The organism is Halorubrum salsamenti, from assembly GCF_007671685.1.
Classification (GTDB): Archaea; Halobacteriota; Halobacteria; order Halobacteriales; family Haloferacaceae; genus Halorubrum; species Halorubrum salsamenti.
In genome coordinates, this window is record NZ_VCNL01000010.1 from 46,652 (window position 1) to 61,415 (window position 14,764).

The following is a 14,764-nucleotide window of genomic DNA, read 5'->3' on the forward strand; positions in this document are numbered from 1 at the left end:
CATGCTGTGAGAGGGCGCGCTCAATCCCGCGGAACGCGGGCAAGTCAGGGAGTTAGTGCCCGGCTGCGGGATGCGTATCGTCGTCTCGATCGGTATCAATCGGTTCGTAGCCGTAGTCCATCCCCACAGGAGTGAAGCCAGGAACGTAGCTGAACCGTTTGCCAGGTTCTCCGTAGGAGAACATCGCGGGGAGAGTGCCCCGATCAACACGAGCGTTGTACTGTGGAGGCCATTCGTTGAGTTCAGTCGTCGGCTTGTACACTTGAGGCGCAGGAAGCGCACCCCGTTCAAGATCCCGCAGATCGAGAATTCGAACTTCGAAATGACGGGCGAGTTCTTCAGCCCGAGGTGTGATCTCAGTTGTGTGACAGAGGATCGGCATTGCCCGACAGGCAAACGCGACCGTACACAACCGGAAGATTGTCGATGGCGTGATCGTGTCGCTTGTCCAGTCTTTACACTGAGCGACAATCCAATCAGTCGGCTTCTGTTGTTTTGGCTTCCGGCTGGCGACGACATCGACCTCAAGACCGAACAGGTGCTGGCGCGTCTCTGCTCGATACCCCCACCGCATCAACGCGCGCTGGAGTTGATACTCAAGCCATCGCCCATCGCCAACCCCACGCCCAGCCACGTCCGCATAAACAGATCGGTGAGTAGAGAGCCTCTCAAGCTTCGTGGTGGTGTCCGTCGACTCCTCAAAAAGTGCGTCCTGAAGGATGACGATGTGGTCTCGAATCGTTTCGAGTGTTTGCTCGATCGAATGCTCTTGTGAGGTGTGGTCGTACCCCTGAATGGAGAGATCCTCAAGCAGCCGATTGAGACGTAATTCGATATGATAGAGTGCCTGAGCAGGGCCATCCCACGTCACCACCTCATAATCGTCTTGGGACGGGGGATGCTCTGTATCTCCAATCTGTCGACGGGTCGTTTTGAGCGCGTACAACGCGAGGAACAACCGCCGCCGTGTGGTGACAGTTTGGACGGTCGAGAGTGTCTCTTCTTCTGAGAGAGCGTCCCGGAACGCCTCAGTCGCGTCGATAAGCTTGGTGAGTCCACGATCAAAGCCCGGTGGAAGCGAGAGTGGTTCGTCCGTCATTGAGAGAGCGGGCTGGGAGTGAAGTGGTGGCGAGTCAGTGCGGTTTCTGAGAGCGGTCGGAGTGTTGGCTGTCCGTGAGTGCGAAGATGGTGGTAGAACTCGTCTATCGTCGCAGGATACCACTGTTGGCTATCGCGCTCGCGGTAGCGGAGCTCGCCGTCGACAGAGACGATCACACCTTGTTTAGTTGTAGCCGTCTTCGCGAACACGAGCGCAGGCGGATCTGGACGCGCCCAGCTGTCACGGATCCACTCAACCATCGTTTCGAGCGGTGTCGGGTCGACGGGGTCAGGGTGCCGGGCGGCTGCTGGCGCGCGGATCGCGACATCCTCGACATGGTCGCTACCACAGGAGCGCCACTCCGCGCCAGTCCACTCGAGTTCACGGCTTGTCCAGGACTCGCCTGTGCTGTCGGGTTCGAAGAGGAGGCGACGCGGTGGCGCACTCAGTGGGTTCCACTGAAGCAGGCAGGCACCGTCGTCAGCAAGCGTGACGTCATCGCGACCGCGGTGAGACGCGAACAGTACGGCGTCGATCTGTGCCCGTGCCCGCCGCAGAGTTGCGAGTGGATCGCCACCCGGCATCGAAACGACGTCGTCACCATCGTTGACAGCCTCGAACAACCGGTGAAAGTTGGAGTCGATCTCTCTGAGCGTCTCCAGTTCACGCTGGTAGTCAGCCATCAGGCGCCCTCCGAGTCCGGCTTGTAACACGCAGTCTGGAGTCGACGGATGTGTTCGGCAAGCGGTTCGGTCGCGTCCGTCGGCGTCACCGTTTTTGAACGGTCATCATACGCGACGGCACCGCTCTGATCGAGTTTCTCGAGATGGGTTTGGATCAGCGAGACGTATACCGAGGTCCGTTTGTCACTGCCGACCTTGCTGGGATCTATCGCATGTTCGATGGCCGCGATCTCAATAGCCAGATCACCGGCAGAAATCCCTCTTGTGGACTGTGAGAGGGAAAGTAAGACACGCCGGCGGCGACTGTTCGCGATTGCGGTGAACGCGCGCTCTGGATCCATCGGGATGGCGAGTGAGGATGGCCCGTCGGTTGGTGTGCTCACTCAGATCGCCCCACAGATTGATGTCGGCCGGGGGTTCGGTAGCGAGGGCTCGGTGAGCCATCACGGGTGTACTGTACAACGTGGAGTGTCAGAAGGCCAGTGTCGAGAGCGACACGCTGAGACACAGAGTTATCACTCCTGGCCCTGTTTGGATTGCTTGCTGTCATTAGGTGGCAGCACGACTCCTCCGGCGTCACACCGCCGGAGGGTTCCGTCAGGAATCGTGCGTGTATTGTTGAGAACCGGTTGTGACTTTTATATGAGGGTCACAAACTATAGTTCTTGAATTCACTGTTTAAAACGCTTCTAACTACGGTATCCGATTGGTTTCTTAAGCACCTGTTAAACTACACACCATCCCATCTGGTGGCTAAAAATAATTCTCACGCGGCGTCCAACTTTGGTTTCCAAGGACATGATTGATGAGCAACCTCTGGACGGGCATGGTGTCATTTATATATTATATTTCTGATAATATGGGTCTCAGCGCTAACAACCCGAGACACGTACACATCACGAAGTGCGGCCTCTGTGAGGAGTGCGTCGATCTAAACAGAGCGATTCCGGCCCCGTGTGGAGAGTTATACCACAAAGATTGCGGGGCAAAGTACACCGGTGCGCTGGACTGGTTCCGCGGTGCCTTCAGAGCATACAAAGACAGCATCGTGTATCGGTCCCACCCCACGCCGAGCGGAGGACTGGTACTCACGGACCGAGTCAATCAGGTGTGTTGTAGCCCTCAGTCATCTGGATGAGCTCGTCTGTTCGGTCGAGGAGAGTCCCCGGGTTTGACTGAAGCACAGGCTTGAGCTTCTTGATGGCGCGGAGATCGTCGGCATTCACTTCCCCGTCCATCACCAGCCCGAGTAGATCACGGTCGGTCCCAGTCTCGGAAATTTGGCGAAGAGTGTCCTGTTCGTCGACGCTCGCATCAACTGGAGCTGGACACCACAGGCACGTTTCGCGGTGCCGGGGCGTGTATTCACCGCATTCGAGGCACTTGATCGGTGCAATCTCGGCTCTACTTTCGGCCTCGTCAACCGGATGTCCGTCCGCCGCAGCTATATGCTTCCCCGTCTCCCCGGCGAACGCCGAAATGTAGTGAGCGGCAGCGTTCGAGCCACGCTCCCACCCGAAGTGATTCTCTAAGTCGACCTGATTAATTTCCCTCCTAGACGCCAGAACACTGGCTCTCGAGCGACGAAAATTCTGTGGATTACAGGGCTTAGCGATTTCTACAGCATCACGCGCCTTGTAGAAAGGATACGAGTACTGCGTGTAACTAATTGATTCGTTCCGGGTGAGCTTCGTCCATATCAGCGTGCTGTCCGTGATCCCACCGTCATCGCGAGCAGGATGGAACTCTTTCCAGCGACGCAGATAGGGCGCACCAACGTAGAGGTAGACGTCTCTCGCTCCTGTTTTCGTATCCTCCGGGATTGAGAGAAGGATATGATCACCACGATCTTCGACATCTCCCCACGTGAGATTCCAGAGTTCGCTCTCAGGGCGCGCACCAGACGACCACTGAATCGCAAGAATCGCTGGGTCCCGATGGTTGTATTCTGCACGGTCCTCGATCAGTCGGGTCACGTCTGACCAGCGCAGAATATCTGAGGCAGATGGCGTCGGGTTGTTTGTCCCGTGACTTGTTTTGATCGATGCAAAACGGACCGGGAGGTCCTCCGCGTCGTCGACATCAAGCATCACCGATGCGAACTTCCGCAGCCCGCTGTAGTAGTCATTCTTCGACTCACCAGCCAGGGATTTTGAGGAAACCCAGGAAGTTATTTCATCAACTGCATCAGCGCCGGTGGACTCCGAAAGTGAATCTGTTAATCGTTGTGTCCCACAAGCGATTAAAAATACGACGGTTAGAACCGAGTTATGGCGAGTTATACCAATTTTGTCGGACTGGTCACGAATAGTTTTGAGGCGCGTGTCAAATTTCTTGAGAGTCTCCCGATCAGCAGAACAGAGATCCGTACTCTCGGAGATACGCTCCCGAAGGCGTCGGAGATTCCGAGCTGCCTTAGACATGATCGGTGGTTATCTTCGCGGCGTTCTTTCGGATCAACCCTTGCCGTCTATCGATCTCGGCATATCCATGGACTGAATTCATTACTAAACCCTCTCACCCCTGTGGGAGGATACAAAATAAGTTTTTATGATTTTCTTATAAAACACCCTCCTCTCACATGCGTGCTAACCAGCTAAAGGAAACTAGAACGGGGCAATAGAAGGACAACGTATCGAAAGACCGTATCAGTCGAGACCGAGCTCTGCCTCGATAGTCGTCTCGTTGATCGCCGCCCGTACCAACGCCGGATAGAACCGCTCATTCTTCGGAAGCTGCTCGCCATGCTCACGCTGCCATTCAACGTTGACCTCTGAGTACCGGATGTCGAGATCGTCGACGACGTCGTCAGGGAGATAGATCGTACGCCCGTTCCAATCTTCGCGCAGCACGAAACCCTCATCGCCCGGCCCGAGTGTGTCAGACGTTTTTGGCGTTTCGATCGTTTCACCCGTTTCAGTCGTTTTTGTCGCCTCAGTCGTTTCAGTCATTTCAGACGATGGGGTGGAGGTCCCTTCAGTCGCATCGATCGTTTCAGTCGTTTCAGTCGTTTCTGTTGTGTCAGTCGTTTTGTCCGTTTCAGTCGTGTCGGTTGTTTCAGTCGCCTCAGTCGTCGCCCCAAAACGGTCGGCGATACCGCCCATCTTCTCCCCAGTCTTTCCCAGCTCCTCGCTGGCGTCGTCGTTATCGTCACTCATTCGCTTCCCTCACGAGGTCTGCCTCAACGAGTGCCGCGACATCGGCGAGTACTTCGGCCATGTCGCTGTCGAGTTCATCGGCCGCAAAGATGGAGCGCTCCTGGGCGGCAATCGCACGCTGAAGATCGACTCGCTTGTACACGTCGAACACCGGAATCTCAAGTCCGTCTTCAAACTCGGAATGCAACTGCTCGAGCATGGCGTCGGCCTGTTTGTTGTGCTCGACGCGGTTCGCGATGATCCCGAGAATTCGTACCGTACCAAAGTACTCCCGGACGCTGTCGATCTGCTTCTGGAGTCGATCAAGACCCTGAACAGAGAGTGCCTCTGCGTAGGCAGGAATCAACACTCCATCGCTGGCAACCAACGCGTTGTCCGTGAGCACGTTGATGCTCGGCATGTTGTCTACGAGAACGACATCATACCCTGTTGCGAGCTCGTCGAGAACCATCTTCAGCCGTTCTCGAGCGCGGGGTTCGCCATTGAGTTCGCCGCCAGTGCGGTCGACCATCCGTTCGTTCGCGGGAAGGAGATCAAACTCCTCACCAGTGATGATGATATCGTCGACGCCGTCTGCGCGGCTAGGATCGAGCAGCAGCTCGTGGAGCGACACTTCCCGGTCAAGGTCGCTGTACGCCTCGTCGTAGCCGAGGATCGACGTGAGGGCCCCCTCGGGAGCCAAGTCAACCACGAGGACGTCAAGCCCGCGGTCGGCGAGTGCGCCGGCGACGTGGATTGTGAGCGTCGTTTTTCCAACCCCCCCTTTTTGATTGAGCATCGCCACAATCGCCGAAGGCGTTTCGATCGTTTCAGCCGTTTCAGCCGTTTCAGTCATGTAGTGAAACGAGAGAAACGCGATCGTTATAATACTATGTCAGACAGGGAATTGCCTGAGTAAACTCGATAATCATGAGCAGAGCGGGCCATAATCACAGTGAAGAGAAGGTGATAAGGGTAGCAGCGTCACAACGACGGCGCGAAAATTCGTACTGACGTTTTCGAAATGTTTCGGTTCGGCTTGTCGAGCTGAGCCTGCCGCCCAACAGTATTCCCCAACTCGAATAATGTATCAACTTCACTCCCTGCGGTCATCGATATTGGACTGTTGTCTTCCGCGATTTTACTCGCACCACCACGGACTCAAGTTCGTCTGTACTGCTGTTTGGCTACTAGGAGAGAACCAACACCGAACGGAGAATTAGTGACTAGGCAAGTTATACAGTATCATCCCCAAAGAGATCATCAAACTCGGGCGGGTCGTCAGTTGAGCCATTTGTCGGTTCCTCGTGATCGAATGACTCCGGGTCCTCTGTTTGGCCGAGATACACCGTTTCCTCGTCAGTTTGAGTTGTCATGTGGCCGTGCTCATTAATGTGGATCGTCCCGCCGCCTTTGAGTCGATAGACGATGTCGGCGGCAGCCGTAACTTCCTCGTTGGTGATAAACGAGCGTCCCGATCCGATGCGTTCGAACGGGCGTCCCTCTGCATCCACACTGATCTTGTACCCGTGAGTGGGCCCCTCGTACGAATCGCCTGGTTCAAGATCGGTTACGTCAGGGACCGATGGTTTGGTATACGTCTGTACATCGGGTCGCTCGCCGTCGACCAGTTCGCCCTCTAACACTGAGTCTTCAACCTCCCAATGGAGATGCTCAACGTCCGCGTTCCCAAGCTGTTCTTCCCAGTCGTATTCGCGGAAGATGTTCTCATCGACCGTGTCTCGTGCGTACAGGACGTACAGTTCCGACTGCCGATCCGGGTTGTCTCCTGTTCGAAGAATCCGTCCAAGCGTTTGGATACGTTGACGAACGCTACCGCTTGAGACCCGAATGATGCCGGTGTCGGCATCGGGGACGTCAACACCCTCGATCAGGGCTTTGACACTGAGCATCACGTTTGCGTGGTCATCGGCACGGAACCACTCCATCGCGAACTCATTCCACACCTCGCGGCGGTGTCCAGAGTGATACATCACCGGCCAATAGTCGGGCTGTGCGAACAGATCCTCAATTGCCTTATCGACCTCTTTGAGCTCCGGAAATTCGTCGTACAGCTGTGATCGATAGCCACTGGCGCTTTCTTGCGACACTTCACGCTCTCGTGTTTGCCCGAGCCGTTCGTACGGAGCGATCAGCTGTTTGAGCTGCTCGATACGCTCTTGGAACACGATCGCTTTCTCACCGGGATCAATCTCCTCTAAGAGGCGCAGCGTGATCGCCTGTCGGGCGACGGCATTTTGCACAAGGTTCCGGCGCTGTCGGGTGAGCGTGAAGAACTGACCCACTGCTGGATGGGGTGACTCATCCGAGTTGAGAATGGTGTGTAATTTCTGATGGAGGTTGCCGTTCAGCTGGTACAGCCGGTTGGCGTACCGCGTGCGGATTTCTGTAAGGGCATCCGTGATCTCGCGGCTGAGGCTGTCGTACTTTTGTCGCTCAGTGGGTGCGAGATCAAACCCGACATAGTTGATTTTGAAGCTTGGGATAAGCTTGCGTTCAATTGCTTCGCTGTACGTGAGGGTGTAGAACGGCTCGCCTAAGCGGTTGAAGAGGTTGGCCTCATCGTCGCTGGGATCACGTTCGCTGTGCGGCTTTTCCGTTGGCGTCGCCGAAAGCCCCAGCGTCGCAGTGTGATGATACCCTAAGACGTTCGAGTGGACATCACCAGTGTAATTGTGGCACTCGTCTGCAACAAGCAGGTGTGACGGTGTTCCAGCCGCTTCAAGACAGGAGGCGAGATAGTCGTTTTTGACAGCGGTGTTGACGATCGTTACGAGTACCGTGATGTCGTCATCGGCGAACGAATCGCGGTGGCCATCGCCTGCCCAGCCGAGATCCTCGATGGGGACGTTGAGCTTCTGGGTTAATTCGGTGAGCCACTGATACATCAACACCTTCGTCGGGACAACGATGGTCACAACGCCGTCGTCAGTCTCATCGAGCCACCGACGGATGACTTCCAACGCCATCACCGTCTTGCCGGCGCCAGTCACCACCTCTGCAATTCCCTCTTGAGGAGCAGTGTGATCTGTCCCTGTAAACCAGGTGTTAGCTGCCTCCGCTTGCCAGTCATACAGCGCAAAGTCATTCGAAAACTCGTAGGAACGGTCCCCTACAAACTGAGTCAGGTCTGCTCGAGTAAGCCCGCTACCACTTTTAACGAGTTCTTGGCGGGCTGTTTTCGGATCCCCGGCGTCATGAATCCGCTGGAGATCATCAGCTGAAAGTCCGCGAAGCCGGCTCTCAACAATATCGTATCGGCTGTTGATTTTCGTTCGTAGGCCTCTGCGTTTGGTTTCAACATCTCGGAACTCATCTTTCCGCTGGAGATTTGGCTCGACATTGTCCCCGTCACGCGCACTCGGCTTGAGATAGTGGCGGTGAAACTGGCGGTACCACTGTTTGCGTTTCGACCAGCCACCCGATTCGCGGTACATGTAGTACTTCATCAACGCCTGTTTGGCGCGTTTCGGAGGGTGGTCGCCGAGAGCGCCTTCCCGTTTGAGATAATTCTCGTATTTTCTGAAGAGGTCTGGCTGCCGCAGCCGGGTGAGCGCTTGCTCCGGATCAACGTCCGTAGGAATTTGGTATTTACCGTCGACGTCTTCGAGATATCCCAGATGACACAGGAGTTCAGGGTAGCCACGAAGCCCCTGTTGACTAAACTGATAGCCGTACTCTGTCTCTAGCGTTGTTTTAATTTTGCGTGAGCTTGCTGGCTGCTCACACTCATAGGTAATCGCATGGAAGATCCGTTCGAGCGCTTCGAACCCCTCGGGGTATTCGGCTCGAAGCACCCAGCTGCGTTTCAGCGCGTTGTACACGCAATTGGCAAACGACAGCTCACCAGCCAACCATCGCTGGCTGTCGATCCCGACAGCAAGTCGTTCGGCATCATCAGGACCGACTTCGTCAGCTTCGCGGATGAATCCTGAGCGCGCCAGGTCACTGATAATGTGACGCGTCCACGAATCGCTGAGCGTATCGTCATGGTCTCGTTCAATCGCGACTTGACATGGCTGGATGAACTCCGCTCGGGTTGGGGGCGTTGGCTGCTTAGCAAGAGTAGTGAGAATCGTCTCGTAACGGCCCTGCTCGTTTGGCAACCCTGGAATCGGTGGTGGGAAGCGTCGAACCAATAGTTCATCTACCAATGTGTTTCACCCCCGGCGAGCTGAGCTGTGTATGGAATTTCAATAGAGGCTAGAGAAGAGACGTTGCTTGTGTCATACTGAGACGTACACGTAGGTGCCGGGTGTAATCTACCGTGAGCGGTATTCCAGTCGGTGAAGCGCGTCTGAATCATTCGTATGACACCAAAGCCCACATGATAACGTAGTATCGTTCAACCAAGTAGAGATAACAATCTTGCGCTTGATTATTTTATTAGGCCGCGGTTAGAGTCGTATTGAAGAGGCCGCTGAATACAGATTTCAACAGAGCCGTGTGTGGATGATTTGAGGAAAAAATCACACATCGTCTGAGGCAGGGATATCGTCCGCTTGTCCGAACCAATTATTGATCGGCATCCCGTGCCGCTGCGACGAAATACCGCTGATCTGAAACGATCGGTTTGGGGGCCACCCCCTGGTCGAACTGGCTAAGATGCCCAAGATACACTGGCAACAGCCCGTCGGGAGCGTCCTCACTCTCAGTATGTTGGAGCCGCCGGGTCACTAGCCGCTGGGCAGCCGGACCAGCAGCCTCACGCCAGTTCTGATACGCCTCCATCACCGCTGCGTCCATCTCTGCCGGCACAGTACGCCGATTAAGGTTCCCCCAGATATGGCCGTGTTCGTTGATATAGAGTCGTCCTCCTTCTGGCCTGAACTGTGTGTATTTGGCGACAAGCTCGTCATGATCAAAGGCAGAGTCAAACTGATAATCCTGCCAGCGCCAGCGTAAGACGCCATCAGAACAGACACTCCACGCCTCTCCGTGATGGAATGGAAGCCCGGTCCACACACGGATTGCTGATTGGGTCGTAAGGAGATCGGGATCGTTGGAGAAGTCACTAAAATCGAAGGTGCCTCCGATCTGACCGAGATACACGGGGATGTATCCTGAGTTTACCTCAGCAGCGCCTACCTGATCGTAGGATCCAGCGGGGACCTTTGTAAGCACTTCACCGCTTGCCGTGAGTCGCACACTGCCGTAGCCGTCTGGTTTCCCCACCTCACGAAGCAGTTCATGGAGTCCATCGGGCACGCTCCGGAGTGCCTGGATTTCACCACGGTGACTCCATCGGAGAGCAGTGCCGTGTGACTGTGAGGCGATAATACTGTAACGAGAGCCGCGATACGCGGAGGGCCACGGATCAGTTGGCGTGACTGTCACCTGGCGATCGGCAGCGGTGGGGACCTCGGTCGACACGGCTGTCAGGGACGCTGTAGGCGGTGTTTCTGTCATGTATCGTCACTAGGATCGACACGGTGGTCATCCGGTGACAACTCTTTGCTCTCGTAAGAATCGACCGCGGCCGCCCACCCCTCCAGCGAGGCTTCTTCCTCATCCGTGAGGGGGTCAGTCAGTCGGGTTGGTTCCTCAACGTGGATCGGACGGTTCGTCGCATCCAGTGTTCCAACGTACACCGGAATCATATCGACATCACCCCGGTTACGACGGAGCTGTAACACCCGCTTGACCGGACGGGGCAGCGCCCGAAACTGCTCACGCACGTCCGACGGCGAGCGATCTGGTGGGATCTGTGTGAGCACATCGCCTTGCGGCGTCACACGAAAGGAGCCCCCCTGCGGACGGAGTCGTCGGAGTTCGCTCACGATCGTGTCCGGCAGTGAGTCAGCAAATGGATGACGGAGCTTGCTCTCGGCATTATGCCACCAGAACCGGTCACCAGTAAACGAGTACTTGGCACCGTCGTACACGCTACTCCACAGATTCCCTGGTTGGAGCTCTGTCGGGCTCAGCGCGACGGAATGAGTAGGATCGTCCGGAGGCACAAGCCGGCCAGTCAGATCAGTAGATCCAACGTAGAGCGCTTCATACGCATCATCTGCACCAGCCATTTCAGCCCGTGTGAGCACATCACCCGCCTCAGTGACTCGAATACGCCCGCCTTGTCGTTTGATCCCCAGGAGATTCTCGACGATAGCATCCGGTACTGGATCGAGACGGAGTCGATCCGTACCGTTGTACGCCTGCCACCAGACCTCCCCCTCTGCGTTCACGCTGAAACTGTAGCCGCGATAGTAGTCTGTCCAGCTCTCACCGGGCGCAGAAGGAGTCTCCGAACCCGCATCGGAGGTTCTGTCAGTCGTCATATGAGACCATTCTGGCGCTGACACATATAATCGGTGGCAGCCAGCAGTACGACAAGTATTGCTTCGCGGCTGGCGGAGTGTAAATCAATAGAACCCCACGGCTCAGTCTCTGGGATCCACACAACTGGGCAGATCACGTAGGTGGCCTCAACCTATGCCGAAAGTTCATATGTGACTCCTGGGACAAGTAGTATATGTCAACGCAGGATTTGCTTGTGGGTCCTCATCTCTCTGAACTTGAAGCGGCAGCGTTCGAGCGGGTCAAATCGGAGATCGGCGACCAGCCGAACAGTATCATATATCTCTCCCAGCGGGTCCGGTCTGATACCACTACGCGCCAGCGGTGGAGTCAGTACGGCTCCACAGCATGTCTACGTATCGAGACGTTCGACCGACTCGTCACGACGTGCTATGAACGAGACCAGTACAAAGGAGAAGTCACTCACATTGATCAGCCCTTGCTATACCGGCTTGTCGAGGCTGGCATCGAACAGTTAGAAACATCAAATCCGTTTTCAGCTGACGGACAGCTGCCACGGGCAGGGCTAGTTCAAGAGGCCGAACAGCTGTACACGGCGCTGGAACGTGGGGGACTGCTATCAGCAGACGCAATGGAAACACGACTCTCCGAGCTCGGCCTCTCGGATCGCGCCAACGCCGTGGCAGCCCTCGCGACTGCGATCGAGGAGGTTCGTGACAGCATGTTGGCTGACGAACTCCCCGAGACTTATCAGACCGAGCGGATGCACCAGCTTACGACGACTACAACGCCGCTCGAAGAGCTACTCCCGGCTGTTGATGCCGTCGTAGTGGGGGGATTCACCCGCTTTGACGCGCTCGAACGCCAGCTGCTCGAGCGGATCACTGAGACCTGGCCGACCGTCGCATTGCTCCCGTCACAACATGAGGGCGGTGAACCGGCCGGTGTTGATGCTGGCGCTCAGCCTGCAGCCGAGACGTATAACGCACTTGGCTTTACCCCAACACCGATCTCGACGGACGCACGCCCAGCGATCGCCAACCGACGGCGGGTGACACAGAACCTGTATCGCCACCCGGACGAGTCACCGCCCGTTGCCGACATCGATCCAGCCGCGCTTGCGCTAACGATCACCGACTCTGAGACACTTCCAACCGAGGTCAGAGCAGCCGCACGAGAGATTCGGCAGCGGCTGGCAGCTGGCACCGATCCAGAAACCATCGGTGTCGTACTCACAAATTCGGCCGAATACAGCGATACAGTTCGCGAGGTGTTTGACGCCTATGAGATCCCGTTTGTACTACAGACAGAGCAGCCCCTCGCCGAAACCGCGATCGGCACCGCCGTCGAAGCGGTCTGCCAGCTGGCGACAGAGCCACGCTCCGTCGAGACACTACTGGATCTGCTCACGAACCCGCTGGTGACAGCCACGGACACAGAGGGTACTGTGGATCACCATTCGCTGGCGCGGGTGGCAAGCCGGACAGACACAATAGCGCTTGCTCCGGTCATAGAACATCTCGATGCGGAAACGACTGCGGGTATTGAGGCACTGATAGCCGATGTTGACGCCGTTGCACAGAGCCCGCTTGCAGATCTGCCCACACGTCTCACCACACTGTTAGACCAACTGGGAATCACGACCTCGCTGTCAGACGCCACAGACAACGCCGACCTAAACCTTGACCAGGAGATGCGTGCAGCCGACCGACTTAATCGCATCAGCGAGACACTTGCGATGACCGCGGGAGTCGCGGACCACGATCAGGGGACCGTTATGGAGCGCCTTGAGCGTGCCATCACGTATGGAGCCGTCAGGGCACCCGCAGCGGCCGAGGAACACAGTGTCGTTGTCTGTGGGCTGTCCGATGCGGACGCTCGGGAGTGGGATTACGTGTACGTGCTTGGGATGACCGCCGCGCACCTGCCATCGGATCCCGAGCACATGGCGTTTACTCAGCCCATCTACGATGCCCATCGGGATTTCGCACAGCAAGATACCTCCCTGGAGGCACGCTACCATCTCGGCACGTTGCTCCGTAGTGGCGCCACGCTACGGCTGTCAGCGCCCCAACGGACTCTCGGCGGGGAACCGCACGTCCAACCGGATCTTCTCACCGAGCTCCGACGTGTCATCGACTATGAGGCGATCACGACAACGCCAGAGGAGACGCCAGGCACACGTGAAGATGTCCAAACGGCGATCAGTACTGCTGTCACTGCTGGAGACGAGTCACGGCCACAACCCCACATTGACGCCGCGGTCGCAGCCGGGACATTCAGTGAGGCGATCGGCGATCGGATGCATGCCGGCGCCGCCTGTGCGGCAGCTCGTGCTGATCCGGAGCGGCTCTCAGCGTATGATGGCCAGCTGTCTCCCGAGATGGTTGCCCAGCTACACCCAGAGACCGCGCGGGAACCCTACAGCGCGAGCCGCCTCGAAACATACGCTGCCTGTGGGTACAAATACTACATGCAGCGGGTGCTTGAGATCGGCGCGCCCGAACCACTCACGCGTGAGCCGCACGCAGGGCTTCGGGGCTCATACATCCATGATGTGCTCGAACACTACTACCGAACGGTCCAATCCGATGTGGGTGAGCCGGTCGATCCTGGCGGTGACTTTCAGACTCGGCAGGCAACACTGCTAACCGTGGCTCGCGATCGGCTGGCGGACGCCTTCGCTGGGTACGCCGCCACAGCGTTCCAAGAGGAGTGGCTCACCGGTGTGCTAGCGGGACTCGACACACCAGCCGAGAACCCCTATTACGGGCCGACGGCCACGAAAGACGGCGAGCCGGTCGCAAAGGGGTTGCTCTACCGCTTCCTCGAACACGAATTTGCCGAGCCAGCCAAAACGACTGCTCGCCCAACATGGCTTGAAGCACGCATTGGAGATCCACACCCAGGAGGGACACCGGTGGGAGACGGGCCAGCCAGCATCCAGACCCCGACTGGCGAAATCCAACTACATGGCCTGGTCGACCGTGTTGATACGGTGCGGGGGACGAGCCCGACGCAGGCGGTCGTCCGCGACTACAAAACTGGCTCTGCGATTCCAAGCGCCAGCGATGCCCTGCTCGGCCTCCAGTTTCAACTCCCACTATATGCGCTCATGATCGAAGCCGCACTGCCAGAGCTCGAGACAGTGGGAGCGGCCTACTACCAGATATCCCCCCCGACAGCAGTCTCGTCGCGACGCGGCCTCGTCACCTCACAGGAGATGGCTGTCTACCACGGCGACGACGAGGTGTCGACACCACTATTGCGCCACTCGTACCCGCACTTTGAAACGCACACTGCGTTCCGACGGTTCCTCACTGAGAAAACGCCAGCCCGGCTAGGCGAGCTCACAGCAGGCATTGCTGGCGGACAGTTCCAGCCAACACTGCTTGAGCCAGCGGATGCCGGCTGTCGTCACTGTGACTACGCACAGGTGTGTGACGTACGCCATCATCAGCGACAGGAGACGATCGAAACAATCGACACCGAGGGGATACCCGCCTATGTGCCGCCTGCTGCGCGCGGTCTGTCGCCAGGAGACGTTGTGGAGGTGAACTAAC

Annotated in this window: 10 protein-coding genes; 1 reads left to right on the top strand and 9 read right to left on the bottom strand. The window is 57.0% G+C overall.

The window, feature by feature from the left end:
- Nucleotides 1-52: 52 nt before the first annotated feature.
- The 9 genes from FGL94_RS17220 to FGL94_RS17260 all read right to left on the bottom strand — a co-directional run bounded on the left by FGL94_RS17220 (nucleotide 53) and on the right by FGL94_RS17260 (nucleotide 11,221).
- Nucleotides 53-1,099 (bottom strand): restriction endonuclease, encoded by a 1,047-nt coding sequence (locus FGL94_RS17220; RefSeq protein WP_144927884.1) that lies wholly within the window; start codon nucleotides 1,097-1,099, stop codon nucleotides 53-55.
- Nucleotides 1,096-1,782: a hypothetical protein gene (locus FGL94_RS18695; protein WP_241659232.1), complete on the bottom strand. Its 687-nt coding sequence runs from the start codon at nucleotides 1,780-1,782 to the stop codon at nucleotides 1,096-1,098. Before FGL94_RS18695 ends, FGL94_RS17220 begins: the two co-directional genes overlap by 4 nt.
- The gene (locus tag FGL94_RS17230) at nucleotides 1,782-2,123 is read right to left on the bottom strand and encodes a DUF7344 domain-containing protein (RefSeq protein WP_144927935.1); all 342 of its coding nucleotides are present in this window, start codon (nucleotides 2,121-2,123) and stop codon (nucleotides 1,782-1,784) included. The genes FGL94_RS18695 and FGL94_RS17230 overlap by 1 nt, the downstream gene beginning before the upstream one ends.
- A gap of 759 nt (nucleotides 2,124-2,882) precedes the next feature.
- The gene (locus tag FGL94_RS17235) at nucleotides 2,883-3,872 is read right to left on the bottom strand and encodes a site-specific integrase (protein ID WP_206664959.1); all 990 of its coding nucleotides are present in this window, start codon (nucleotides 3,870-3,872) and stop codon (nucleotides 2,883-2,885) included.
- Nucleotides 3,873-4,430: 558 nt separating this feature from the next.
- A complete protein-coding gene (locus FGL94_RS17240) occupies nucleotides 4,431-4,940 on the bottom strand; it encodes an HNH endonuclease (protein ID WP_144927890.1) in 510 nt (169 codons plus the stop codon).
- Entirely contained in the window at nucleotides 4,933-5,775 is an 843-nt protein-coding gene (locus tag FGL94_RS17245) for a ParA family protein (RefSeq protein WP_144927893.1), read from the bottom strand. The genes FGL94_RS17240 and FGL94_RS17245 overlap by 8 nt, the downstream gene beginning before the upstream one ends.
- A 379-nt stretch (nucleotides 5,776-6,154) precedes the next feature.
- Nucleotides 6,155-9,094 carry a DEAD/DEAH box helicase gene (locus tag FGL94_RS17250; RefSeq protein WP_144927896.1) on the bottom strand — a complete coding sequence of 980 codons (2,940 nt, stop codon included), beginning with the start codon at nucleotides 9,092-9,094 and terminating at the stop codon, nucleotides 6,155-6,157.
- 361 nt (nucleotides 9,095-9,455) lie between these two features.
- Nucleotides 9,456-10,148, bottom strand: coding sequence for a hypothetical protein (locus FGL94_RS17255; RefSeq protein WP_206664960.1), 693 nt, complete (start codon nucleotides 10,146-10,148; stop codon nucleotides 9,456-9,458).
- Between the two features lie 197 nt (nucleotides 10,149-10,345).
- Nucleotides 10,346-11,221 (bottom strand): hypothetical protein, encoded by an 876-nt coding sequence (locus FGL94_RS17260; RefSeq protein WP_206664961.1) that lies wholly within the window; start codon nucleotides 11,219-11,221, stop codon nucleotides 10,346-10,348.
- 194 nt (nucleotides 11,222-11,415) lie between these two features.
- On the opposite strand from FGL94_RS17260, the gene FGL94_RS17265 reads away from it, so the two are divergent.
- On the top strand, nucleotides 11,416-14,763 hold the full coding sequence (locus FGL94_RS17265) for a PD-(D/E)XK nuclease family protein (protein WP_144927902.1): 3,348 nt from the start codon (nucleotides 11,416-11,418) through the stop codon (nucleotides 14,761-14,763).
- Nucleotide 14,764 lies beyond the last annotated feature (1 nt).

Excerpts from the sequence above, each read along its gene's own strand:
- FGL94_RS17235 (WP_206664959.1), bottom strand. The coding sequence starts at position 3,872 with ATGCTTGATGTCGACGACGCGGAGGACCTCCCGGTCCGTTTTGCATCG.
- FGL94_RS17220 (WP_144927884.1), bottom strand. The coding sequence starts at position 1,099 with ATGACGGACGAACCACTCTCGCTTCCACCGGGCTTTGATCGTGGACTC.
- FGL94_RS17240 (WP_144927890.1), bottom strand. The coding sequence starts at position 4,940 with ATGAGTGACGATAACGACGACGCCAGCGAGGAGCTGGGAAAGACTGGG.
- FGL94_RS17265 (WP_144927902.1), top strand. The coding sequence starts at position 11,416 with ATGTCAACGCAGGATTTGCTTGTGGGTCCTCATCTCTCTGAACTTGAA.
- FGL94_RS18695 (WP_241659232.1), bottom strand. The coding sequence starts at position 1,782 with ATGGCTGACTACCAGCGTGAACTGGAGACGCTCAGAGAGATCGACTCC.
- FGL94_RS17260 (WP_206664961.1), bottom strand. The coding sequence starts at position 11,221 with ATGACGACTGACAGAACCTCCGATGCGGGTTCGGAGACTCCTTCTGCG.
- FGL94_RS17245 (WP_144927893.1), bottom strand. The coding sequence starts at position 5,775 with ATGACTGAAACGGCTGAAACGGCTGAAACGATCGAAACGCCTTCGGCG.
- FGL94_RS17230 (WP_144927935.1), bottom strand. The coding sequence starts at position 2,123 with ATGGATCCAGAGCGCGCGTTCACCGCAATCGCGAACAGTCGCCGCCGG.